Annotated in this window: 21 protein-coding genes; 9 read left to right on the top strand and 12 right to left on the bottom strand. The window is 43.3% G+C overall.

The window, feature by feature from the left end; translation table 11 throughout:
• The first annotated feature begins 46 nt into the window (after positions 1 to 46).
• Positions 47 to 2,182, top strand: a complete 2,136-nt coding sequence (locus A3739_RS19180) for a molybdopterin-dependent oxidoreductase (RefSeq protein ID WP_068478799.1) — start codon at positions 47 to 49, stop codon at positions 2,180 to 2,182.
• Here A3739_RS19180 and A3739_RS19175 read toward each other — a convergent pair.
• Positions 2,179 to 3,567: a cytochrome P450 gene (locus A3739_RS19175; protein WP_068478796.1), complete on the bottom strand. Its 1,389-nt coding sequence runs from the start codon at positions 3,565 to 3,567 to the stop codon at positions 2,179 to 2,181. The two genes, A3739_RS19180 and A3739_RS19175, sit on opposite strands and share 4 nt — an antisense overlap.
• A 303-nt stretch (positions 3,568 to 3,870) precedes the next feature.
• Between A3739_RS19175 and recA the strand changes: the two genes are divergently transcribed.
• Entirely contained in the window at positions 3,871 to 4,908 is a 1,038-nt protein-coding gene (gene recA / locus A3739_RS19165) for a recombinase RecA (RefSeq protein ID WP_068478791.1), read from the top strand.
• Positions 4,909 to 4,986: 78 nt separating this feature from the next.
• Here recA and A3739_RS19160 read toward each other — a convergent pair whose 3' ends face one another.
• Both A3739_RS19160 and thiD read right to left on the bottom strand, forming a co-directional pair.
• Positions 4,987 to 6,129 carry a hypothetical protein gene (locus A3739_RS19160; RefSeq protein WP_068478788.1) on the bottom strand — a complete coding sequence of 381 codons (1,143 nt, stop codon included), beginning with the start codon at positions 6,127 to 6,129 and terminating at the stop codon, positions 4,987 to 4,989.
• A gap of 42 nt (positions 6,130 to 6,171) precedes the next feature.
• Positions 6,172 to 6,969 carry a bifunctional hydroxymethylpyrimidine kinase/phosphomethylpyrimidine kinase gene (thiD, locus tag A3739_RS19155; RefSeq protein WP_068478785.1) on the bottom strand — a complete coding sequence of 266 codons (798 nt, stop codon included), beginning with the start codon at positions 6,967 to 6,969 and terminating at the stop codon, positions 6,172 to 6,174.
• Between the two features lie 118 nt (positions 6,970 to 7,087).
• On the opposite strand from thiD, the gene A3739_RS19150 reads away from it, so the two are divergent.
• A complete protein-coding gene (locus A3739_RS19150) occupies positions 7,088 to 7,642 on the top strand; it encodes a hypothetical protein (protein ID WP_068478782.1) in 555 nt (184 codons plus the stop codon).
• Positions 7,635 to 8,201 carry a DUF1415 family protein gene (locus A3739_RS19145; protein ID WP_068478779.1) on the top strand — a complete coding sequence of 189 codons (567 nt, stop codon included), beginning with the start codon at positions 7,635 to 7,637 and terminating at the stop codon, positions 8,199 to 8,201. The genes A3739_RS19150 and A3739_RS19145 overlap by 8 nt, the downstream gene beginning before the upstream one ends.
• A 15-nt stretch (positions 8,202 to 8,216) precedes the next feature.
• Here A3739_RS19145 and A3739_RS19140 read toward each other — a convergent pair whose 3' ends face one another.
• The 4 genes from A3739_RS19140 to A3739_RS19125 all read right to left on the bottom strand — a co-directional run bounded on the left by A3739_RS19140 (position 8,217) and on the right by A3739_RS19125 (position 11,179).
• A complete protein-coding gene (locus A3739_RS19140) occupies positions 8,217 to 9,980 on the bottom strand; it encodes a diguanylate cyclase (RefSeq protein ID WP_068478776.1) in 1,764 nt (587 codons plus the stop codon).
• A 24-nt stretch (positions 9,981 to 10,004) separates the two neighbouring features.
• Positions 10,005 to 10,445, bottom strand: a complete 441-nt coding sequence (locus A3739_RS19135) for a PaaI family thioesterase (RefSeq protein ID WP_197472443.1) — start codon at positions 10,443 to 10,445, stop codon at positions 10,005 to 10,007.
• A gap of 15 nt (positions 10,446 to 10,460) precedes the next feature.
• Positions 10,461 to 10,844, bottom strand: a complete 384-nt coding sequence (locus tag A3739_RS19130) for a hypothetical protein (protein WP_068478770.1) — start codon at positions 10,842 to 10,844, stop codon at positions 10,461 to 10,463.
• 77 nt (positions 10,845 to 10,921) lie between these two features.
• On the bottom strand, positions 10,922 to 11,179 hold the full coding sequence (locus A3739_RS19125; protein ID WP_068478768.1) for a hypothetical protein: 258 nt from the start codon (positions 11,177 to 11,179) through the stop codon (positions 10,922 to 10,924).
• A gap of 155 nt (positions 11,180 to 11,334) precedes the next feature.
• Between A3739_RS19125 and A3739_RS19120 the strand changes: the two genes are divergently transcribed.
• Positions 11,335 to 13,713 carry a Lon protease family protein gene (locus A3739_RS19120; protein WP_068478764.1) on the top strand — a complete coding sequence of 793 codons (2,379 nt, stop codon included), beginning with the start codon at positions 11,335 to 11,337 and terminating at the stop codon, positions 13,711 to 13,713.
• A gap of 4 nt (positions 13,714 to 13,717) precedes the next feature.
• Here A3739_RS19120 and A3739_RS19115 read toward each other — a convergent pair whose 3' ends face one another.
• The gene (locus A3739_RS19115; protein WP_068478760.1) at positions 13,718 to 14,344 is read right to left on the bottom strand and encodes an alpha-ketoglutarate-dependent dioxygenase AlkB; all 627 of its coding nucleotides are present in this window, start codon (positions 14,342 to 14,344) and stop codon (positions 13,718 to 13,720) included.
• Positions 14,345 to 14,417: 73 nt separating this feature from the next.
• On the opposite strand from A3739_RS19115, the gene A3739_RS19110 reads away from it, so the two are divergent.
• Complete coding sequence (locus A3739_RS19110) at positions 14,418 to 15,227, top strand: M23 family metallopeptidase (protein WP_068478757.1); 810 nt, start codon at positions 14,418 to 14,420, stop codon at positions 15,225 to 15,227.
• Here A3739_RS19110 and A3739_RS19105 read toward each other — a convergent pair.
• Positions 15,224 to 16,642, bottom strand: coding sequence for a 3-oxoacyl-ACP reductase (locus tag A3739_RS19105; protein WP_068478754.1), 1,419 nt, complete (start codon positions 16,640 to 16,642; stop codon positions 15,224 to 15,226). The two genes, A3739_RS19110 and A3739_RS19105, sit on opposite strands and share 4 nt — an antisense overlap.
• Before the next feature lie 127 nt (positions 16,643 to 16,769).
• Between A3739_RS19105 and A3739_RS19100 the strand changes: the two genes are divergently transcribed.
• From A3739_RS19100 to A3739_RS19090, 3 genes are all read left to right on the top strand, one after another.
• Positions 16,770 to 17,630, top strand: a complete 861-nt coding sequence (locus tag A3739_RS19100; protein ID WP_068502433.1) for a hypothetical protein — start codon at positions 16,770 to 16,772, stop codon at positions 17,628 to 17,630.
• A gap of 257 nt (positions 17,631 to 17,887) precedes the next feature.
• Positions 17,888 to 19,024, top strand: a complete 1,137-nt coding sequence (locus tag A3739_RS19095) for an HD-GYP domain-containing protein (RefSeq protein ID WP_068478748.1) — start codon at positions 17,888 to 17,890, stop codon at positions 19,022 to 19,024.
• Positions 19,025 to 19,147: 123 nt separating this feature from the next.
• Entirely contained in the window at positions 19,148 to 20,725 is a 1,578-nt protein-coding gene (locus tag A3739_RS19090) for a tetratricopeptide repeat-containing sulfotransferase family protein (RefSeq protein WP_068478745.1), read from the top strand.
• Between the two features lie 63 nt (positions 20,726 to 20,788).
• Here the strand turns inward: A3739_RS19090 and A3739_RS19085 are convergent, their stop codons facing one another.
• The 3 genes from A3739_RS19085 to A3739_RS28240 form a co-directional block, all read right to left on the bottom strand.
• Positions 20,789 to 21,271 (bottom strand): DUF934 domain-containing protein, encoded by a 483-nt coding sequence (locus tag A3739_RS19085; protein ID WP_068478742.1) that lies wholly within the window; start codon positions 21,269 to 21,271, stop codon positions 20,789 to 20,791.
• The gene (locus A3739_RS19080) at positions 21,255 to 22,916 is read right to left on the bottom strand and encodes a nitrite/sulfite reductase (protein WP_068478738.1); all 1,662 of its coding nucleotides are present in this window, start codon (positions 22,914 to 22,916) and stop codon (positions 21,255 to 21,257) included. Before A3739_RS19080 ends, A3739_RS19085 begins: the two co-directional genes overlap by 17 nt.
• Positions 22,917 to 23,073: 157 nt before the next feature.
• The gene (locus A3739_RS28240) at positions 23,074 to 23,244 is read right to left on the bottom strand and encodes a vitamin B12 dependent-methionine synthase activation domain-containing protein (RefSeq protein WP_082878507.1); all 171 of its coding nucleotides are present in this window, start codon (positions 23,242 to 23,244) and stop codon (positions 23,074 to 23,076) included.
• Positions 23,245 to 23,249: the final 5 nt, after the last annotated feature.

Genomic DNA, 23,249 nt, shown 5'->3' with positions numbered 1-23,249 from the left:
CTATAGAGCAAAAGCGCTCTGTAAATACAAAAATAATAAGGTAACTATGACTGACTTACCCCAGATTACCCATAAAAGAGCTTGTCATTTGTGCGAGGCCATCTGTGGCTTAGATATTGTTACACAAGGTGATCAGATCCTCAGCATTAAAGGAGATAAAGATGACCCCTTGAGTCGAGGTCACATATGTCCGAAAGCGATTGCGTTGCAAGATTTACATGAAGATCCAGATCGTATTAAAAAACCGATCAAGAGAGTGGATGGCGAGTGGGTAGAAATTCCTTGGGAACAGGCGTTTTCAGAGATCGCTGAGCGAGTCGCGGCGCTTCAAGGTGAACATGGTAACGACAGTCTTGCCGTGTATGCAGGTAACCCAAACGTCCATAACTACGGTAATTTAACGCATGGCAAATTACTCAGAAAGGCATTACAAACTAAGAGTAATTTTTCGGCCACTTCATTAGACCAATTGCCGCATCACTTCGTTGCTTTGTATTTATTTGGACATCAGTTCTTAGTGCCAGTACCTGATGTTGATCATACAGATTATTTCCTTATGTTTGGTGCAAATCCTGTTGCGTCAAACGGCAGTATGATGACCGTTCCTGACATAAAAAAACGTTTGAAGTCGATTCAAGAGCGACAGGGTAAGGTCGTCGTATTCGACCCGAGACGCAGTGAGACCGCCGACGTTGCAGACGAGCATTATTTTGTTCGTCCGAGCAGTGACGTATACGTTTTATTGGCGATGCTGAGATATGTTCTTGAGAACAAAGATACGCCGACAGATTTAGGCGTCGAAGTGCTTGGTACAGAGCAGCTTTACGATATGCTTGCGTCGTTCTCAATAGAAAAAGCGGCTCAACAATCAGGTATTAGTGCTGACGAGCTTAAGCATGTGTTTGATGCGTTTTTGAATGCTGATAAGGCTGTTATCTATGGGCGAATGGGTGTGTCTACTCAGCGCTATGGGACAATATGCCAGTGGGCGATTCATCTAATCAATCTCTATAGCGGAAATCTCGATAAGCAAGGTGGCGCAATGTTTCCCTCATCGGCAGTTGGGTATGTGAAACCTGGCGAACCTGGCCGTGGTCATTACGCGAAATATCATAGTCGAGTATCTGGACTTCCTGAATTTGGAGGGGAGTTGCCGAGCACTGTATTGGCTGAGGAGATTTTGACGGAGGGAGAAGGTCAATACAAAGCCTTGTTTACCATGGCTGGTAATCCTGTGTTATCTGCTCCGAATGGACGCCAACTTGATGAAGCATTTAGCCAATTAGATTTGATGGTCAGTTTGGATTTTTATCTAAATGAAACGACACGCCATGCTGATTATATTCTTCCGCCGACGGGCCCTCTTGAACACGATCATTACGATCTTGCTTTCCTTCGCCTGTCTGTTCGAGATTATGCTCGTTACAGCGGTGCCATCTTTGAGAAAAAAGAAGGCTATATGCATGACTGGGAGATCTTAAGCGGGTTAGCTAAGGCAATATCCATTGCTAAAGAAATTCCTTTTAAGCCACTTATCCCTCCACATTTGTTGATAGATATGGGCTTACAAATGGGACCTTATGGCAAAGCTGCTACTCAAGGGTTAGCCTTGAGTTTAGATAAGCTTAAATCAAATCCTAGCGGGATCGATTTAGGACCGTTGAAATCTGGGTTGAGCTCGCGCATCTGTACTGAAGACAAGTGCATTCATGTCGTTATTGAAAGCTTGTTGCCAGAGATTGAAGCTCTCGCAACGCGAGAGGAAGGTCGAGATGAAAGTTGTGACTCTCAGACAGGGTTCTTGCTCATCGGGCGTCGTCATATCCGAAGTAATAATTCATGGCTACATAATTCCCAGAGACTTGTTAAAGGCCCTCGACGAGATCACGCCTTACTAAATCCTAGCGATACTGATAGCTTGGGGATGGCTGAGGGTGAACGAATAGTGGTTCAGTCTCGAGTAGGTAAAATAGAAATAGACGCGTTTTCATCAGACGAGATCATGCCCGGCGTGATTAGTATTCCTCATGGCTGGGGGCATGATCGTAAGGGCACTAACTTATCGGTCGCCCAAGAGTGCGCTGGTGTCAGTGTGAATGATATCGTGGACGATCAGTACTATGATCCATTAACAGGGAATGCGGGGCTTAACGGCGTTCCGTGCTCTGTCCATAAACTCTAGCGACGACAAACTCTGAGCTTCATACCACCTTTGTTAGAAAGGGTGATTTGAGGCTCTGGTTCAATCTTTGTTTGTTCGCATAAACTGAAAGAGAACTGCTGAACAAAGACGGCCAAAATAATTTTATTTTCCATCATGGCAAACGAATTGCCGATACACACTCTATTTCCTCCTCCAAAAGGCATATAAGCATATCTCGGGATCTTCGCTTCGTTTTCCGGAGAGAAACGCTCCGGATCGAAAACGTCTGGGTCTGGGAAATACTTGGGGTTGTAATGGTTGATGTAGGGGCTCACCATGACATGTTTATCTTTTGGGAAAAACACGCCATTGATTTCGATGTCTTTGTTCGCTTGACGAGTATTTAAAACCCAAGCGGCGGGATACATTCGCATCGCTTCTTTTACAACTTGCTCTGTGTAGCTAAGCTCCGCTAAGTGATCAAAGTTTAACTCTCGCTTTCCCACTACTTGATCTATTTCATCGAACGATTTTTGTTGTATGTGAGGGTGTGATGCGATTAAGTAAAATACCCATGTCATGGTGTTGGATGTGGTTTCATGCCCAGCAGAAAGAAGGGTAATTAATTCTTCCATAAGCAGCTCTTTTGGCATTTTAGAGCCGTCTTCATATTCAGCTTCCATTAACATCGAGAGCAGATCGTCTCCGAAGACAAAGGATCCATCATCTTGTCTTCTAGCGTCGATCATCGTTTCAATATTATGCATCAATTTTGATTTAGCTCGAGCAAGTCGTTTTTGTCCCGGCATCGGAATCCACGATGGCAATACAAACATGCTCTGGAAGCCTTTATTCATGATGAATTGCAATTCATGAATCAGCGCGCCGATTTCGTCAGATAGTGCGCTCATATGCTCCATATCATTATTGAAGAGTGTTTTAGATACGATATACAGCGTGAGTTTGAACATATCATCGTTCACATCCCTCACTTCGTCTTCTTCCAGCGATGTTGCGTAGCTATACGAGTAATCGATCATCGTTTGCGCATAGTTTTGAATTCGGCGAAAGTGAAAGCCAGGTTGGGCAAGCTTTCTCTGTGTCTTATGTGAGGAGTAACTGTTGTTTGTTACCAAACCGTTGCCGAGCACATGAGCCATCACGCCTACATCACATTCAGCCTTGCGAAAATCAGTGTAGTGCTTCACAAGAATCTGGTGGCTCATTTCTGCGCTAGTAACAAAGGATATCCGCTCACCAGGTACGCGCCAATCAGCCACATGTTCTCCGTAATTAACAGCGGAACGAACAAACGCTAAGGGATTTCTAGCGAAATCAAATAAGTTCCCAATTAATGGGCTTGCCGGCATCACACCTTTAAGCGGAGTAGGGACGGGAGAAGTAACAGTAGGATCGCGGAACATGAAAGCTTTTCTTATTAGTCTTTATTTGAGGGTAATAATAATTTCACTTCATTGGCATCACCACGCGCTTGTTTTGCGTGCTTCTGTTTTATACGGCTATAAAAAATTATTTTCGATCGCGACATGTTTTGTCGTTTTCGTGCGTATAGTTAATCTCGTGAAGGCAGACGAAGCCATGAAATAAAACTGAGAAATAAAAAACTGGACAGATGCAAAGAAGCTAAACATAATACTGATCATCTATACAGTATTATGTGTTTGCAAGGACGCAAACAAAGAAAACACAACGATAGGGGAAACATAATGGAAGGCAATAAACAAAAAGCGTTAAACGCTGCGTTATCTCAAATTGAAAAGCAATTTGGTAAAGGTGCAGTGATGAAAATGGGTGATCAACCACGTGAGTTGATCCCGTCAGTCTCTACTGGGTCACTCGGTTTAGATATCGCTTTGGGTATAGGTGGCTTGCCTTACGGTCGTATCGTTGAAATTTATGGCCCTGAGAGCTCTGGCAAAACAACGCTGACGCTTCAAGTTGTTGCTGAAGCCCAAAAGCAAGGAAAGACTTGTGCATTTGTTGATGCTGAACACGCACTAGACCCCATCTATGCCGAAAAGCTAGGTGTTAATGTGGATGAACTATTGGTGTCACAGCCAGATACTGGTGAGCAAGCTTTAGAGATCGCAGACATGCTAGTTCGATCTGGAGCGGTCGATGTCATTATCGTTGACTCCGTTGCAGCACTTACGCCGCGTGCTGAAATCGAAGGTGACATGGGTGATTCCCACGTTGGCTTACAAGCGCGTTTGATGTCTCAAGCACTGCGCAAGATTACAGGTAATATCAAGAATGCAAATTGTCTATGTATCTTCATTAACCAAATTCGAATGAAGATTGGTGTGATGTTTGGTAACCCTGAAACAACAACAGGTGGTAATGCACTTAAATTCTATTCTTCTGTTCGTTTGGACATTCGTCGAACTGGTGCCGTTAAACAAGGCGACGAAATTGTGGGTAATGAAACTCGTGTGAAGGTTGTGAAAAATAAGGTGTCCCCACCGTTTAGACAGGCTGAGTTCCAGATTATGTATGGTAAAGGTATTTATCATATGGGCGAGGTAATCGACCTAGGTGTGAAAGAAGGCTTGGTCGATAAATCAGGTGCTTGGTATGCATACAATGGCGACAAAATAGGTCAGGGCAAGGCGAATGCTGCTAAATTCTTAGAAGAGAACCCTGAAATCGCAAATGAAATTGAGCAGAAGATTCGCGATAAGTTCATGCCTAAGATCGACGAAAAAGGCGATGGCGAGCCTAAAGAATTAGAACTGGAAGTTTAAAAATCCCCCCTCCGTCTTAGTGTTTTGCTAAGACTAGTTGTATTGCTAATGTGCAGCCCGCTTTCGAGCGGGCATTTTTTATTCTACAAACTCTACCTCATCAAACGCTTGCTCTTCGCTCGAATAGTCGTCGAATGAGTTCTGTGCTTCGTCGTCATCAATACTGGATTCTGACCATGGAGTGTCACCTGGACTGTCGTCTAAATACAGACTATCCAACACTTCTAGTACTTCAATCGATTCATCGTCATCGCTTTGTGTATCATCAATGTTGAAGTCTGTTTCTTGTTCAGGCACTTGGCTCCCTGTAAGTTTGACATTACTCACCAATAGCTCAATGAGTTCATCAATGGTGACGGGAATAATTGGTGTTTCTGTTATTTCGTTGGATAAAGCGAAAAGCTTTTGTTTTAGGGCTATTAAATAGTCTTCTGTGTCAGATTCATCGAATTCAACTAAGCGTTTACTATCAAGAGCGGTTTTGTATGCATGAAGTGCTTCGGTATCTGCCTTTTGAGATCTGTATGCGATACCGCGTCGGTCACGGTAGTTACCACGAATGTATATTTCCGTGTCGGCGATAAGTGCCTGAGCTTGGTTAAAATAGTAAGGGGAATAATTTTCGGCTTCAGCTTTTTCTGCACGATCGAGTGTTTTTCGTGCTTGATTCAAACTCGACACGAGTAGAGTATTAATCTCTAGCTCATACATGCTTTTGCGAACACTTGGTTCAAGCTTCAGAGCTTTCTTAATTCGATCATCCTCAATCAGAAGCACTAGCTCTTTCATTTCTTTTTGTAGGTCTTTCCAGTCTTCGGGTTGCCATTTTGATGCCTCTAACTCAACCAGTAAGTTTCGATGCTTTACGAAGTCTTTCAGATTTCTTTCGATCGCCGCTCTGGTTAATTGTGCTTTTTCTAAAAGTTTTCTAGCAGCGATAGTTGCTTGTGCAACGGACGGTTGTTTGTCTCTAGGATTGTTCAGAGATCGCTCAGCATCTTTTAAAGCTCGTGTTGCTGAGGAATAGTATGTTGGAGAATAGAACTCTAGACCTAGGTTCTCTGGTCGAGCAAACAATTCTGCTGTCCGTTCATACATTGCCCTCGGGTTATCTTGCTCGACTTGAGATGTTTCAATGCTTTGGTAGTCATTCTCTGGTTGAGAAGCACAAGCTCCAATGAGTAGTGCGATAAGAATTGGAAGTAGGCGTGAGATGATCATGTTTGTGTAACTTTGAATTGTTTTGGCGAATTGTACGCAGGTTTATAATTTTATTGTGTGATTCATCGGTAAGTTTCTGAGTTCGTTCTTACACGAATCGTGTAAATAGTTTCTGGAATTGCTAAGCGTTTGATGCACGTAGTCTATTGCAGCCTTGGTACTGTTCTGCAGGTCATTGCCCAAGGCTATGTTTGCGGCAATCGCTGACGCGAGAGTGCAACCGGTACCGTGAGAGTTAAGCGTACTAATTCTTTCATGACGGATTGTTAGTACATCATTTTTGTTGATGAAAGAATCCGTAACAGTCGTTTCATCAATTCCATGTCCCCCTTTTAGCAGTATCGCTGTATTAGTATTTTCCGAGATACTCTGGAGATCTGATATTGAATAATCGGGGAACAGCCGCGATGCTTCCACAAAATTTGGCGTGATCATTGTTGCGCGAGGTAGGAGCAGGTTTTTTATTGCTTCGACGAGTGTATGACTCTCCCATTCGGTGCCCGAGCTACTACCCAATACTGGATCAACAATCAGTGGAATTTGCGCATAGTTGTTGAGTATGCGCGTAACGCTCTCGATCTGTTCGGCATTGGCAAACATTCCTGTTTTTATTGCAGCCACGTCGTATTCGTCTAGTAAAGTGTTTAGTTGAGTTTCAACATGTGTGACCGGTATGGGGTGCATCTCGTTGATTGCCAGATGGTTTTGGGCTGTCGTTGCGGTAATAACGCTCATGCCATAGCATTGCAGAGTTTGAAAGGTCTTAAGGTCTGCTTGTATTCCTGCGCCAGCGCAGCTGTCAGAGCCAGCAATCGTCACGCAAATTGGGTACTTCTTCACCTTGTTAGAGATCCATTTTTAATCAGTTAGAATATCGAGTAATAAGTGAAACATATACTAAAGATGGGTGGCAAACTGGGTGTTTAAATTTAGGAAAACAGTACTGGCATTTGCTTTTGTGTCATGGGTTCCTCTATCGAATGCTGTTCAGCCAGAGGATATTCTAGGTGAATATTGGAATGACCCTTTATTTGGCGTTGCATCTGCAGATATTGTGCAGCGAGTTGAGGTGCTTCATCGTTTGCTGTTTCCAAATACAATCGAAATAAATGCGGGCGAAGTCGTTCGTTTTGTTTTCGAGAACAAAACTGATGAAGCGCATATTTTTTTATTCTCGCAAGATCCTCAATCGGATCTTTTGGATGGAGATTATATGGATTTTGTTCACGATGAGCATCATCACGCGACTATGCCTCCAGATAATACCGAAGGACACAAGCATGCGCACAACACCGAATCTGATGATGCTAAATCCATTGTCGGCACGTTAAGCGATCGCCCGACAATGGCTTTAACTGCATTTGATAAACGTGAAATGATCCTTAGTTTCGATAGCCCTGCTAAAGTTTTTTTGAAATGCATTCTAGAGGGGCACGAAGACCAAAACCACGAGAGCATCGTTTGGATCAAACCATCTAAAGGTCAGAATGAAAAAGAGCATAGTTATGAATGAAGATGAATTGCTTGCGTGCGAGCAAACTAAACAATGGTTAGAAGAAGTGGTTATTCGTCATGACTTGTGCCCATTTGCAGCGTTGCCGTTTAAGGTCGGTCGAGTTGGTATCTATGCTTGCTTTGAGTCGTCGTTGATAGAGACCTCTTATTTTATCCGTGATGAAATAAACCGCCTGTTCGAATCAGACACAGAAGAACTCGAGACAAGCTTGCTGGTGTTAAGTCCCAATACAATTTCGCAGTTTGAGATGTTCTTAGACTTTGTTGATGAGTTAAATGACGGGGTTGAGGACTCTGGTTTGTCTGATGAATTGCAAGTCGTTGCATTTCATCCTGAGTTTGAATTTGAAGGTGAATTAAAAAATGCTCGATCTCACTACACAAATCGTAGTCCTTACCCAATGATTCATTTGATCAGGCAAGAGTCTATGGCTAAGGCAATACTGGCTTATGGAGAGGACAAAACGGAAGATATTCCTCATCGAAATATTGATTTTCTTGAGTCGATGGATGAACAGACATTTGCGCAGATTAGGGGATATGTAGAGCTCAAATGAGAGCCAGATCTTGCATCAAGAGCTTTCAATCACGATTTGGCTTTTTCCGCTGTTTTTAGCTTCTGATAAATTCCGGTCAGCTTTTTTCCAGGCTGAATCAACGTTGTCCGTTTGACTCACAACGGAGCCTCCGATCGACAAGGTTGTGTTTATAAACTCGCCATTACTTGTCATTATTTTTAGTTCAGAGAATTCTTTGAGTAGCCGGTCCGCATATATTTTTGCTTGGTTGATCGATGTGTTGACTAAAAGCACTGAAAATTCTTCGCCGCTCATTCTTCCTACGATGCTTCGTCGATAAATTTGATTATGCTTGTCAGCGATCAACTTGGATGTAAATTCTTCTCGTTGAGATCGTGATTTTAATAGTGTCCCAAATTCAGAAAGTATTTTATCTCCGGTCAAATGTCCGTAGCGATCGTTGAAAAATTTGAAATTATCAATATTTATCGAAAGCCATACAAGTTCATGCGGCTGAGTTTCCAGTTCATTTTTTACGGTAGCTAAGAACCCGCGGCGATTATAGATCCCAGTCAACTCATCGCGTTCGCTTAACGATTGGTATTTTTGGAATTCCCGATTAAGTTCTTCACTGGTTTCTTTAAGGAAGGTGTAGCGATGACTGAGTACTAATGATAGTAATGCGATCTTTATGGAAACGCCTAGCAATAAAATATGTGGCGAAGTAAGTGTGGGTTCGACATAGCCAACCCATACTAGCGCCCATGCCAATGCAGCGGCTAAGAAAATAGACCAGGCCAGCACAAAGATCCGTGCTAAGGGATGACCCTGTTTCAAAGCAATCAATGAGGTGATTAAAATTAGCGTGATGGAGTACATTGAAACTGTGTCATTGAGAACGAACGCGAAGAAGTCATTGATAAATAGACTAACCATCAGAGCTGCAACGACGCCGGCCTGAGAAAATTGCAGTAAGCGATCTAGTGACTTGCCGGAATCGCGCAAGTTGAAGAAGTCTCTCGTTAACACGATGCCTGTGTACATCAGAACATAAACCGCTGAACGCGCGACAGCACCAAGTCCACCCCAGTCAGGGAACACAATGCGCAGATACCCCATATATACGATTGTCCAAAGGAATGTCGATGCAACATAGGCAGCGAAGACAATGTAAATACGTTCGCCGGCACTGATACCTATCACCAAATTATAAAACAAGGATAACAGCATGGCGCCGAGTACCATTCCCGTTATGAGGTGGCGAATCAGGTTCTCCCATATCCAGTTGTTTTCGGTGAATACATTCAAACTAAAATTGAATACTTGGCTTGTATTGAGTTTTAAGTAAGCGAACTTTACTTCGCCGCGTGGATCCATTGGGAATGTGAGGTAATTGGTTGGTAGCTCTTGGTCTCTATTTGGATTGCGACCTTCGGCTGAAATCCACTGCCAGCGATTATCAATGTTCTGAACGAGAATCCCATCAACACCTGTATTCGGCACGATTTCCAGCAGTAGTCGAGACTCTTTGATACGTCGTGGGATTTGAATTTTAAGCCAGAGAATAGGATGTTCGTCTAAGCGCCAAAATTGCTTGTTGAGCGCATCGAGCTGATACTGATTACCTTCAAGTGCATCCCAACTTTCGTTAGGCAGCTCAAGTATGTGCTGTAATGCTAGGTTGTCATGATCAATGAATGACCAGTATTGAAATTTGGTATTGTAGGAATTGGATGTAAACGCCCATACGCCAGCCCAGCAAAAGAAGGCAATAACAAGCACATAAAAGCTTGGGTTCTGGTGAAGTTTGTTTGTCACTATTTTACTGCTTTTACATCTAATTTAATGGCGGCGAAGTTGATAAATCCCTTTGCTTCGCGCTACAACTTGTCCTTGAGAATCAGTTAGACCACCGACAAGTTCGAATTCTACTTTTTCATTATCCATACATTGGGCCTGATAAGCTTCAATGTCTTCAGAGCTAAGACCGATACGGATTTGGATGTCGCCAAGAGCGGGCTTTAAATAATCGATCGTGAAGCTTTTAAGTATGGGATAGCACTTCGTAATATCGAAGTTCGCAAACCATAAAGCACCGCCAGGAATTTCCGCTAAGGTAAATAATGCACCTGCATACATCGCTCCAATGTGATTTTGATTTCCCTTCGCAGGCATTAAGCAGGTTACGTAACCGTCTTCCGCTTCAATGAGTTTCAAGCCACTTCGTTTTACGAAATCAATTTTCTCTTCGACAGCCATTTTTATTGTATTAAGGTCTGACACTGCTATTTTCTCTTATTATTGTTGGGAATATATGCGCTCAATGCGCGACAGAGCATTATCTATTTTACGACTGTATTGTTTAGTGTCCGTCGCATAACAAAAAACTAGACTAACACGAAACCCATCCGGTTGTTCAATGCAGGAACTGACGCGCGCTTTGACGTTCGACTGAACGATGTATTTACCTTTGAATTGAAGTGAAATTACGGTGCCGGTTCGTAGGGGGCTAGCTATCAATGCAGCCATGCCGTAGCGATTGAAATCAAGGCACTCAATGGTCTTCGTTGGCTTGAACCAGCCAGAAATACCTGTATGAGAAAGCTTACAACGAAGGCCCGGCGCTTTGTGCCGTAGTTTAATTCGTTTTTCAGCCCAATTGATTAGCCTGTTTGATTGCATCCGTACGATCTACTTTGACTTAAAACTCGCATAACATGACTGTTTAGGTTAACCGATTACGCCTGACATACCAACGATTAAACGCTTATATCGATATTTTGACCAAGGTTTGATTCGTGGTCTTGAATGGCAGCCTTTTGATCTTGTTTACGTCTGTCTTTTCCTTCCCGACGATCTCTAAAATTTATGGGAAGGTTTTTATTCCGACGGTCTTTTGTTTTACGTCTGTCTTGGTGATCTTGATTAGGATTCGCGTCGTTTTTTATGAGCGCAACACGCTCTCGCGCTTTGACTAGCGTTTTTCTGATTTGAGGTGTGAATCGTTCAATATGCATAACCAAATCTCTAACAAGACTCTGTGGTTAATATATCGTCAATTACTTAATGTTCTTTAATAATGTGCGCTAGGCTTTTGCGCGTTGATGCAAATTATTGCAGAGTGTAGATTCCTTCGCTAAAACGACTCTCACCTTGTGAGTAAGGTTCTGTCTTGAAAAAGCTTTCTTACACTGACGTATACGCAGAGTGCGCAACAGCTAATATAGCTGCCTCTTCAACCAAAACACTTGAACCACTTGAAGATATAGTTGGCCAGGAACGGGCGCAAGAAGCAGTTCGTTTTGCAATGGCGATGCCTGGTAGCGGCTACAATATTTATGCGATTGGCCGCACTGGTTTGGGCAAGCGTACAATGATTCTGCGTTATCTCAAGAACAAGTTGACGCCCAAGAATCATGTATCAGATTGGTGTTATGTCGTAAATTTTGATGAGCCTCGTAGCCCTAAGATTTTAAAGTTGCCTGTTGGGTTTGGCGCGCAACTGAAAAAAGACATGGAGGCTATGATTAGCCGGCTTGCAAAAGCCATTCCTCAAGCATTCGATAATGATAGCTACTACGAACGAGCAGAAAAGTTAAAAACTGAGTATGCAGAGATCCAAGAACAAGCTCTCGAGAAGTTTGCCGCTCAAACAAAGAAAAAGGGCGTTCAGCTGAGCGTTACGACACCTGGAGGATATCGTCTCACCGCCTTAAACGGAGACGAGCCTCATACGGTTGATACCTTTGCTGCCTTATCACAGGAAGAACAAGATAAGTTTGATGTTGTAATTAACAAGCTAGAAGTGAAGTTGCGCAGCACGATCAGGCAACTTGCTGCTTGGGAGCAAGAATTTGTTGATAAGCAACAAGCGCTTAATGAAGAAGTAGTCGTGGGCGTGTCGAAACATCATGTCGATGACTTGCTCGAAAAATACGGTGAGCAAGACGATGTCGTTTCGTATCTGAAGCGATTGCAGCAAGATCTGATTGATAATTTTGATGTGTTTTTAGAAGAGGGTGAAGAGCAGGCAGCATTGGCAGACGCCACGCTTGATAAAAAGCTTCCGCGTCGTTATCAAATCAATGTTCTCGTCAACCACAGTAATAATCGCCCGCCGGTTGTTGTTGAAGAAAACCCCAATTACCACAACTTGTTTGGTTATGTAGAAAGCGTGACCTACAAAGGATCTGTATTTACCGATTTTAGCTTGATTCGTTCAGGCTCTGTGCACAGGGCAAACGGTGGTTATTTACTTATTGATGCTGCGAAAGTGCTTGAGCAACCCTTTGTATGGGATGGCTTGAAACGCGCTTTACGTTCGCGTTCTCTGCAAGTGAATTCTTTGGAGCGCGAAGTTACTTTATCGGGGACTATCTCTCTTGATCCAGAAGCAATGCCTTTAGACCTGAAGGTCATTTTACTGGGTGATAGAGAGACTTATTTACTGCTTCAGCATTATGATCCTGAGTTCACAGAGCTCTTCAAAGTGGCTGCTGACTTTGAGAACGAAATGCCTAGAACGCCAAGCTCTGAATCTCATTATGCGCAGTTCATTTCAAGTTTGGTTCACGAGAAGTCTTTTCTGCATTGTGATCGCAAAGCGATCGCTCGAGTGATTGAACATAGTTCACGACAAGCAGAAGACCAAAGTAAGCTTTCTCTGCACGCGTCGGATATCGCCAACTTGTTGCGTGAAAGTAATTACTGGGCCCAAGAACAAAGCTCGAACATGATTCGTTGTGCTCATGTAGAGAGGGCTTTAGAAAGTAACTTAATGCGTAACAGTCGTATCAAAGATCAAATGTTTCACACCCTAAGCAATGGTTCCACTTTGCTAAGTGTCGAAGGGGCTGTGATCGGACAAATCAATGCGCTCTCAGTTTTGAGTACAGGTGGAGCCGAGTTCGGTATGCCGAATAGGGTGACTGCGAATTGCTACTTTGGTGATGGCGATATCATTGATATTGAGCACAATGCGCGTCTAGGCGGAAATATTCACACGAAAGGTGTGATGATTCTTTCATCTTATCTTTCGACTTTGTTTGCGAAGTATAAGCCGATGCCTTTGTCTGCAAGTATTGCCTTTGAGCAGTCTTATGGAGAAGTTGATGGTGATAGCGCATCGTTGGCTGAATTATGCGCGTTAGTTTCTTCGTTAGGTGAACGGCCAATTAAGCAAAATTTTGCTGTAACCGGCTCGGTGAATCAATTTGGTGAGGTTCAGCCAGTTGGCGGTGTGAACGAGAAGATTGAAGGCTTCTTTGATGCATGTGAGATTCTTGGTTTGACGGGAGAGCAAGCTGTTATCTTGCCCTCTACTAACCAGATCAATTTGATGTTGAGTAAAAAAGTTCGCGATGCAATCAAAGCCAAGCGCTTCCATATCTACACAGTTGAACGGGTAGATGAAGCGCTTGAATTATTGTTAGGAGAGCATCCGGGGGTTAAAGATAAGGATGGAAATTATCCTGTTCGATCAATGTATGGATCTATTTTGCAAAAGTTCGATGCATTGCGTACTGCAGAAAATGAACAAGAAGGTGCGTAGCGCCTTAGTTGATTTTGCGAAATGTTAAATTGATTCGAGGCTCTTTTATATGTCGTTGTTTGGGTATCTGATGCTTCCAGTGAGTTTGAACGTCTGGTGACATCACCAACAAGGTGTTGTGTTTTAGCTCTATCGACTGTTTGGTTTCGATGCCATCATTTGGCTTGAGTTCGAACTTTCGTGTTATACCAAGCGATACCGATGCGATTGGAGTATCAGAGTCTAGCTCTGACTCATCGTCGCTATGCCAAGAAACGGAATCTTGCCCGTCTCGGTACTGATTGATCAATACTGAGTTGTAAGCGCAACTGGTCAGTATTTCGACTCGCTCTTTGATGGTTAACACTGCATCATGCCAAGGTGTCGGCTGGAATAATTTGCCGGAGTAGTTGTAGCTATTTTCCGCATCTCCCATCCAAACCTGCAGCCTTGGAATACGTTGATAGCGGCCATAAACTCGTATTTCTGGTTGTTGCCAATTCAGTTCATCCAATAGAATTTGAAAAAGTTGCCCGGCTGTATGGTCATCGAGAAACGGCGAAAAAAATGAAAGATTACCTCCTGACAACTGAATCAGTTCTGGTTCATTTTGCTTTGGAAGGCTTTCATTAAATAAACTTTCCTGATTCATTGTGCGATCGCCTCAATGCATGTTGGAGAATAACTGTTAGTTAGGCGTGAGTTTTTAAGTAGGTCAGTATTACATGAATATACTTGTTTTTATTCTTCTTGGTTTATTTTCCGTTCAATCATATGCGCTTGAATATCACGGGGTATTAACTCAAGGCGGCGTGCTCTTTGGGAAGAGCTCAGATGGTGGTGAAATACGTTTAAATGGCCGAAGGGTAGAGGTGAGTGACTCTGGCTATTTTGTTGTCGGTTTTGGGCGGGATGCGCAGCTAAACCAAATGCTGATTCATTCTACTGAACAAGGTGCACAAGAGTATCCTCTGACCCTAAAAAAACGTGATTATAAAACTCAATATATTGAAGGAGTCCCGCAGAAGACTGTCAATCCACCACCTGAGCGTTTAGAGCGAATCCGTAAAGAAACGGCTTTGGTCAAATCAGCGCGCAAAACAATGCTTGATCGAACCGATTTCATTACAAAGTTTGTGGTGCCATCAGAGGGGAGAGTTACGGGTGTATACGGAAGTCAGCGTGTATATAACGGTGTCCCTAAGCGGCCTCATTACGGCATTGATTATGCCGGCCCAACAGGTGATCCGGTAATCGCTCCAGCGAGTGGTGTTGTGACGCTAGTTCATCCTGATATGTATTACTCGGGCGGAACGCTTATCGTTGATCACGGCTACGGTCTGAGTTCCACTTTTATTCATTTAAGCGAAATCTTGGTGGAAGAGGGTGACGAGATTCGCCAAGGCGACGTGATTGCAAAGATTGGCTCAGGTGGTCGATCTACAGGGCCTCACCTTGATTGGCGTATGAACTGGCTGGACCAACGTGTTGATCCAGCCTTAGTGCTTGATATTGATTTGCCTAAAGGTTTTTAGCGTCCTAGCAAACTTTGGCCGCAAACGCGCACAACATTACCGTTGATCGCTTGTGATGCTGATTGGCACATAAAGGCGATGACCTCAGCGACGTCAATTGGTAAACCTCCTTGTGAAAACGCGTTTGATCGGCGTCCTACTTCTCTTGGCACAAAAGGTACCTTGCTTGTCATTCTGGTTTCTATGAACCCTGGTGCGACAGCATTAATGGTCATGCCGTTAGAGAGTGAGCTTGCCATAGCCTGTGTATAACCGGCTAGCCCACCTTTCGAACACGCATAATTTGTTTGGCCGAAGTTGCCAGCTATGCCAGAAATAGAGCTGACGCCGACTATTCGTGCATTCTTTGCGAGTGCTTTTTTCTCTATCAAAGCTTCATTAATTTTGATGATCTTTTCAAGATTGAGGTTGAGCACGCTATCCCATTGCTCCGGTCTCATATTTCGCAAGGTTTTATCGCGGGTGATACCTGCGTTGTGCACAACAATATCAATTACTCCCAATTGAGATGTGATTGAACCAAGTAATTCTTCAACTGCATCTGTGGTTGTTAGATCAAGCGCTATCGCATGTCCGCCGATGCTTGAAGCAAATTGCGTAAGTGGTGCTTGGTTGATAGGTATGTCTAGGCAGACAACGATCGCGCCGTCTCGTGCAAGTACGCGGGCTGTTTCAGCGCCGATGCCAAATGCTGCGCCTGTTACCAAGGCAATTTTTCCTTTAAGGGGTTTATGCCAGCTTGGGGCGACCGTACGGGTATTAGAAACAGTCAGAGATTGACCAGTAATGTAAGAAGATTTTCGCGAAAGCAAAAAGGCTAGAGCTGGGTAGCAGTTTTTATCTGCGCCGCTCTCAACTTCTATAAGATTTGCACTTGCGCCTTTTGCGCCAATTTCCTTCGCTAATGATCGAACAAAGCTTCGCGTGCCCTCAATGCAGGCGTTGTTTTCAGGGCTTTTTTCATCGCTAGTGCGATTTGTAATGACGATAACTCTGCCGTTCTGCTTTAAATGTTTCAGGGCGTGATGAAAGTAGACATAAAGCGACTTCAAGTCGGACGCCGTCTCAAACCCAGTAGCATCAAATATAATGCCTTTGAATTTATGATTTGATGTTTGTGCAAAGTTGATGAGCTCAAGCTTTTGCTTGGCGCTATTGTGTTTATTAAATAGAGCGGCTTTCTTAGGGTCATCCCAGTAAGGGCTCGCGAGTTTAATTTGATCAGCTTGTAATTCGTTGATCAATTTACGGGTAGCCTTAGCGCGGATGCCGCCACCAATCAAAATTCGTCCGCGTGGTTGTTCCATGGAGTTATCAGGAGAGCGTTTTAAAATCGGAGGGCTAGGCAAGCCAACGCTATCGAATATAGTCTTACCAAAACTGGACTGAGCAATACGGGTATAAAAATCGTGCATGTTTCTACTTTTAAATGAATAAGTTAGCCAATTGTTGTTAGCGTGCTAGGCTATTAAGTAATAGTATTGTGAACTTTTTAAAACTTAAATGGTAGAGATGCATTGTCGGCATTTCAGGTAGTAATAAATGATGAAACCTAATAGCGAACTAAATATGAATGATATGGCTAGCGAAGCGGTCGCTGAGCAATGGTTTACGTATTTAAAGAAGCAGAGCCAGGCGCGCTTGATGATAGCTGCAGTGCTTTTTATCGCTTTATTGTCGAGTGTTGGATTCGGTCTTAAATTCTACATGGATAACCAAACCTTAAATTCTGAGCTCATTCAAAAGATTAGTCAGATTGACGGTTTAAAAACGAATTTGTCTGACAAATCGGCTCAACTTGTTGAAGTAACTAAAGACCTCGTTGAGTCCGAAAAGAAAAGAGGTTTCTTAGAGCAAATTAAAGGTGATACTGCTTCTCAGCTTGGCGTGGCTGAACAAATTATCGATACGCAAAAGCAAAAAATCATCTTGCTGGAATCGGAATATCAAAACAGCATCAATGTGACGGCAGAGCTTGAGTCACAATTGCAAAGTGTAGAAGGGCAGGCACAGCAGTTGGCCCAAGACTTAGATGCATCCCGCAATGAATTGGGGCAGCGATCTTCAGCCTACAAGGCTTTAGTTAAACGTCAGAAAGATACGCGTCTTGAGGTTGATCGCCTAGCAAAAGAACTCGAAATGGCACAGTCGAGTCGTGAGATTTCGCGCAAGGCATTGGCTCAGTCGAAAATCCAAGTGTCTAAACTCAAAAAGGACCTAACGAGTGTTAAAGCTGAACTTGCTCAAATAAAGGCGGATAATATTGCTGAAGAAGAGCAAGTTGTTGAAGTTGAGTCAAAAGCTGAAGAACACTTATCGCTTGCGGTTCAACCTATTGTTGCCCAACCAAAAATAGGGCCTGCTGGTGATATTGTTGATCCCAACGCGCTAATGATTCCATAGTCAAAATTGTATTTAAGAAGCGGGCTTAAGCCCGCTTTTTTTATGTCTGTTTCGCTCTCTAGTTAGTCCTTATAAGAATTAAATTGTGAACTGTCTTAGCTTGTTCTTTTTTACTCTAAACATAACTTTGTAGAACTTAGATATCTCACCTACAGTTAAGTGAGTAACAAGTTTTCATGCGTTGAATTGATCTTGATGAATTTTCTATTTTTTGTTCTAGAACCGTGTATTCGGTTGTTGTCTGGAGACAAATGTTAATGGCGACAAGCAAACATTTACAGCCTGAGTTTCTCATTACTCCTGAAGCAATTATTGAGTCTGCAAAGGGCTTAACTTCTTTCTATGGTCCTTTAGAAACTATTACTGGCTCTAGTGACGATTTCTGGACTGAGCTTGAGCGCTTCTGTGTTGAGTTACTGCAATATCCTCAAGCTTTGGAAGCTCTCTCGCGAATCTATGCTAATTCGATACTAGATTTTGAAAGAGGCTTATTCTGCGGAATGTTTAGTGTCTTAGTAGCACGTCGCTTAGGAATAAAAAAGGCGCGTATTCGATCCTTGTTTTATGCAGCTTTGCTGCAAGACGTAGGCTCATACATGGAAGACTATGGGATTAGCGATTACTTCAATATCGTGCGTGCGAAATTGGGTGGTAAGCCGAGCGTGTCTACCTCGAGTCAAAACCGAAGTCATGCTTTGGTTGGATCAAGTCTCATTGAAGATGTTATGTCTGATGATTCTCTTGTCGCTGAACTTGTTCTTCATCATCATGCAAAAGATGATGGCACAGGGTATCCGACTAACGTCGGCGAGAATCAACTTAGCATTGAACAGCAAATACTGATTGTTGCTAACGAAGTAAGCGATCTACTGGCTGAACGAGGCGGGTTCGATGATTTATATGATTGTATTGCCGAACTAAAACTCTCGAGTGTTATGTATTTTCGCGAGGTAAATGGTGCTGCGTATTCTTTATTAGCAGAGGCTGCGAATTCGAGCCATTATCATGCTCAATTATCTACCTCAGACGCTAAGGCATTGATGCAACTTGAAGCAATGTGTTCTTTTTCTGCAAATGCCTTGGCTTATAGTTCAGATTTGCTCGAGTTTGAGCATTACGCTTCTGTTCGACAACTGCGTGCATTGATCAAAAAGCTTGATTTACTCATGCGCGATACCGGTTTTGCACAAGCATTGGATAAAAAGTGCGGAAATAGCGTGGCAATATATTTACAGGCTTTACCAAACTTTTTAGAAAGAATTATGGAGAAACTCAAAACAGTTCAAAAATCATTGCCTCAAGATGCGGCAAGCAAAGCGAGTGATTTGAACAGTGAGTTAAAATCGCTTATTTCGTCGCTTAAGCCAAATAAGGCATTCTCGTTATTTAGCTAGTCAAAAGTTCATTAGTATCGCCTATCGACATACTGTGGAAGGTGTATCAGAAATGCTCTTAAAACTTCTTTATTGTTGCTGCCCAACAAGAAATTGATCCTCAAGAAGTTTTAAGGGTATCCAATGCAACAAGAGTTTGTTCGCGCGTCTCAACTTCATCAGCAAGGCAAGCTTGTTGAAGCAGAAAACATATATCGAAGCTTATTAGATAACGATAAAGAGAATCCTCAGTTAAATGCCCGCTTAGCATCTGTTTTAGTTCAAACTAAGCGAGCTACCCAGTCTCTTTCGCATTTCTCTATTGCTATTGATGGTTTGCCCGATGAAGATGCATTAATTCAGCATGCTGCCGATGTGGCAGCCAAGCTTGGTGAAAATGTATACGCGTCTAAATGGATGGGTTTATTGCTTCAACGCCACCCCAATAACTTAGCGCTAGCAGGTCAATATGTCGGTGTTTTAATTGCTAATCATCAAGAGCAAGAAGCACTAACTCTCGTCAACGAACTAATTAAAAAACAGCCCCAGAATCCACAGTTTCTGAACTTCAAAGGAATGGCGTTGAGCCGCTTAGGTGAGGGCGATAAAGCATATAAGTTTTTTGAAAAAGCCTTGCGACTTAATCCCGGTCAAATCGGTATCGTGCGCAATCTTATTATTCATGGAAAGGGAAAGAAGAAGCCTTTACTTGATGAGATTATTCCCCAGTATGAGCAAAAGCTTCGTCAGGGTGGTTTGCCAGCTGATGCGAAGATGAATTTGGCCTATGTTGTCAGTATGCACTATGACAAAAAAGGCGATAAGTCGATGAGTTTTGAGTATTTGAAGCAGGGTAACGACTTAAATCGTTCTGGCTACCAATATGCACATACGCAGACGCAAAGCATGTTCGCGATGCTGCAGAAAGCAATGACTCCCGAGCTGATAGAAGCGTTGGCTAATAAACCGAAGATAGAGGATGGAGCTGCTCCAATCTTTATTCTGGGCATGCCTCGTTCGGGCACTACTTTGATCGAACAGATTTTGTCGAGTCATTCAAAAGTAGGGGCTGAAGGTGAGTTAAAAACGCTTTCAGAGTGTTTTTCTAAGCACAACGATCGCATTATGCAGAGCGACTCCGTTGATGAGATTGCGACTGCATTACACGCGGCGTTTGCAGAGTATTTAGGGCAAGTACGCGCAATGCAATCTCAGCGTGATGAGCTCTTGCCGGTCTACTTTACCGATAAGATGCCCTACAACTACATGATGAGTGCTTTTATTGCAGCAGTGTTGCCAGAGGCGAAGATCATACATTGTACGCGTAATGCGAGTGAAACATGTTTCTCTATCTATAAACAAAACTTTAGTGGGAATCATGGCTACACAAATGATTTACGCGAGCTTGGTATGTATTACAACCTCTATAAGCAGCATATGGAGTTGAGTACGTCTCTGTTTCCTAAGCGAATTTATGAGGCAAACTATGAAAATATGATTGCTAATTCTGAGCAGGAGATTGCGCGTCTACTCGAGTATTGTGGGCTTGAAATGGAGACAGACTGCTTAATGTTCCATAAGAACAAGCGCGCAGTACGCACCGCTTCTGTAGCGCAGGTTAGGCAGCCAATTTATAAAGATGCAGTAAAAGCATCGAAGCCATTTGAAGAGCAGCTAAAACCTTTGAATGAGGTGTTGGAGAGTGGCGAAGGACGCTTGTAAGGTTTGCCAGAAAACAAAAAAGCCGACTCAGATAGTCGGCTTTTTTGTGCTGAGCAACAAAGACTAACGACGTCTAAACAAAGGCGTAGGTTGCTCATTAGACGCTTGATAAGCTTCTGTAAATTCGCCAAGAGAAGATAGCGCGAGCTCTGTATCGACATCGTCACGCATATCAAAGGCATTAAAACCGCAACGCTTAAGGTATGACAACTGGTCCAGCAGTACGTCACCGATTGCGCGAAGTTCGCCTTCAAAGTTCAAACGCTCGCGAGCATAACGTGCAATTGAATAGCCACGACCATCCATAAATTTAGGAAAGTTAATCGCGATAACTGGCAAAGTTTTCGCTGTTTCGGGTAGCTCTTCTGGTTGCTCTTCACTGTCGATCCAGATGCCCACGTTTCCAGCATTAAGAACAGCTTCTTGGTTCGCCATAAAAAACGCCATCGGTACGATGGTGTTTGCTTTTACGTCACCTTCGTAGTCTTTTGCAAGCAACTCAAAAGTATTTGCTTGATCGCCGGTAAGATTAATCAGCTTTGGCATATACGCGCTCCTTGAATGGGTCCATGCCAATACGGCGATAAGTGTCGATGAAAAGTTCATCTTCGCTGCGATTCTCAACAAAAACATCAATCAACTTGGTGATAACATTCGGCATGTCTGCGCGCGCGAACGATGGGCCAAGGATCTTGCCGATGGAGGCATCTCGACCTGAATCACCACCTAGGGACACTTGGTAGAACTCTTGGCCTCGCTTATCTACACCTAGTACTCCGATGTTACCAACGTGATGGTGACCACAAGCATTCATACAGCCAGAGATGTTTAGATCGATCTCTCCTAGGTCATACAAGTAATCCATGTTGTCGAAAGTAAGCTGAATTTGCTCGGCAACCGGGATAGATTTTGCGTTGGCTAGGCCACAGAAATCACCACCAGGGCAGCAAATCATATCGGTTAACATGCCAAGGTTTGGTGTCGCGAAACCGACGGCTTGTGTTTCTTTCCAAAGAGCATGTAATTGATCTTCACGAACGTCAGCAAGAACGAGGTTTTGATCATGGGTTACACGCACTTCTCCGAAGCTGTAGCGGTCAGCTAGATCAGCAACAATATCAACTTGGCGATCTGTAGCATCACCCGGTGGAATGCCTGTTTTCTTGAGCGTAAGCGTAACGATGCGGTAGCCATCAACTTTGTGATCGTTTGTGCAGCGTTTTATCCAGTTCGCAAAGCCTTTTGATTCTTCTTGCGCAGCGACAAACTCAGCGCAGTTGCGCTCAAGATTCTCATAAGCTGGTGCAGTAAAGAATGCTTTTACACGTGAAATTTCTTGCTCTGTCAGCTGGTTTTCTGAGTCTTTCAGGAAAGCCCATTCAGCTTCGACTTTCTCTTTGAAAACAGCCGGAGTTAGCGCTTTTACTAAGATCTTGATACGCGCTTTGTATTTATTGTCACGACGACCATGACGGTTGTAAACACGAAGGATCGCTTCTAGATAGGTAAGAAGATCTTTCTCAGCAACAAAGTCATTAATCAATGAGCCGATAAGCGGAGTACGACCCAAGCCGCCGCCGACAAATACTTTAAAGCCAACTTGGCCTTCAGCATTTTTTACGATTTCTAAGCCGATGTCGTGAACAGCAATCGCTGCACGATCTGCACTTGGACAAGCATTTACAGCAATTTTGAACTTGCGAGGTAAGAACGCGTATTCAGGGTGTAAGGTTGACCACTGACGAATGATTTCGCAGTAAGGGCGCGGATCGACGACTTCATCATCGATGACGCCAGCGAATTGGTCTGTAGTGGTGTTACGAATACAGTTGCCACTAGTTTGAATAGCATGCATTTCTACGTCAGCAAGCTGGCGAAGCATTTCTGGTACGTCTTTAATTTCTGGCCAGTTGAACTGAACATTTTGACGTGTAGTGAAGTGCACGTAGCCTTTGTCGAAATCACGTGATAATTGCGCGAGCTTACGAAGCTGTGTGCTGTTGATCATTCCGTAAGGGATCGCAACACGAAGCATTGGCGCATGACGTTGAACGTAAAGACCGTTTTGAAGGCGCAGTGGCAAATACTCATCTGCCGCAAGCGTGCCTGCAAAGTAACGATCGGTTTGACCTTGAAATTGGGCAACGCGCTCTTTAACAATGCGCGAATCCACTTCGTCGTAAATATACATACTGGCTTTTACCGTTACTGACGTAGTTATAAGTTGTAATGTTGGAGCTAATACTAGGGGCGCGATACTAGCAGTTTTGATAAAGCATCAAAACTGCTAAAAACTAATAATTCTATGCGTTTTAGTAATTAAACTCTTAAAGCCGCCTCATTTTCTCTTAAGCGTCGTAATTGAGCACCGGCGATAGCCACTTTTCGCATACTTCAACGCTCATATTTTTACGTTCGGCATAACGAATGACCTGATCCTTCGTTATTTTTCCAACAGAAAAGTACTTTGACTCAGGATGCGAGTAATAAAAGCCACTGACTGATGCCGCTGGCGTCATCGCGA

The sequence above is a fragment of the Oleiphilus sp. HI0067 genome (assembly GCF_001635735.1).
The sequence above is the reverse complement of the archived record's forward strand: the minus strand, read 5'-3'. Positions and strand labels throughout refer to the sequence as shown.

What these genes read in the sequence shown, in the direction of transcription:
- A3739_RS19125 (WP_068478768.1), bottom strand. Translation starts at nt 11,179, where the DNA reads ATGCATATTGAACGATTCACACCTCAAATCAGAAAAACGCTAGTCAAA.
- recA (WP_068478791.1), top strand. Translation starts at nt 3,871, where the DNA reads ATGGAAGGCAATAAACAAAAAGCGTTAAACGCTGCGTTATCTCAAATT.
- A3739_RS19105 (WP_068478754.1), bottom strand. Translation starts at nt 16,642, where the DNA reads ATGCACGATTTTTATACCCGTATTGCTCAGTCCAGTTTTGGTAAGACT.
- A3739_RS19095 (WP_068478748.1), top strand. Translation starts at nt 17,888, where the DNA reads ATGGCGACAAGCAAACATTTACAGCCTGAGTTTCTCATTACTCCTGAA.
- A3739_RS19180 (WP_068478799.1), top strand. Translation starts at nt 47, where the DNA reads ATGACTGACTTACCCCAGATTACCCATAAAAGAGCTTGTCATTTGTGC.
- A3739_RS19090 (WP_068478745.1), top strand. Translation starts at nt 19,148, where the DNA reads ATGCAACAAGAGTTTGTTCGCGCGTCTCAACTTCATCAGCAAGGCAAG.
- A3739_RS19100 (WP_068502433.1), top strand. Translation starts at nt 16,770, where the DNA reads ATGATGAAACCTAATAGCGAACTAAATATGAATGATATGGCTAGCGAA.
- A3739_RS28240 (WP_082878507.1), bottom strand. Translation starts at nt 23,244, where the DNA reads ATGACGCCAGCGGCATCAGTCAGTGGCTTTTATTACTCGCATCCTGAG.
- A3739_RS19145 (WP_068478779.1), top strand. Translation starts at nt 7,635, where the DNA reads ATGAATGAAGATGAATTGCTTGCGTGCGAGCAAACTAAACAATGGTTA.
- A3739_RS19130 (WP_068478770.1), bottom strand. Translation starts at nt 10,844, where the DNA reads ATGCAATCAAACAGGCTAATCAATTGGGCTGAAAAACGAATTAAACTA.
- A3739_RS19110 (WP_068478757.1), top strand. Translation starts at nt 14,418, where the DNA reads ATGAATATACTTGTTTTTATTCTTCTTGGTTTATTTTCCGTTCAATCA.
- A3739_RS19115 (WP_068478760.1), bottom strand. Translation starts at nt 14,344, where the DNA reads ATGAATCAGGAAAGTTTATTTAATGAAAGCCTTCCAAAGCAAAATGAA.
- A3739_RS19085 (WP_068478742.1), bottom strand. Translation starts at nt 21,271, where the DNA reads ATGCCAAAGCTGATTAATCTTACCGGCGATCAAGCAAATACTTTTGAG.
- A3739_RS19160 (WP_068478788.1), bottom strand. Translation starts at nt 6,129, where the DNA reads ATGATCATCTCACGCCTACTTCCAATTCTTATCGCACTACTCATTGGA.
- A3739_RS19175 (WP_068478796.1), bottom strand. Translation starts at nt 3,567, where the DNA reads ATGTTCCGCGATCCTACTGTTACTTCTCCCGTCCCTACTCCGCTTAAA.
- A3739_RS19080 (WP_068478738.1), bottom strand. Translation starts at nt 22,916, where the DNA reads ATGTATATTTACGACGAAGTGGATTCGCGCATTGTTAAAGAGCGCGTT.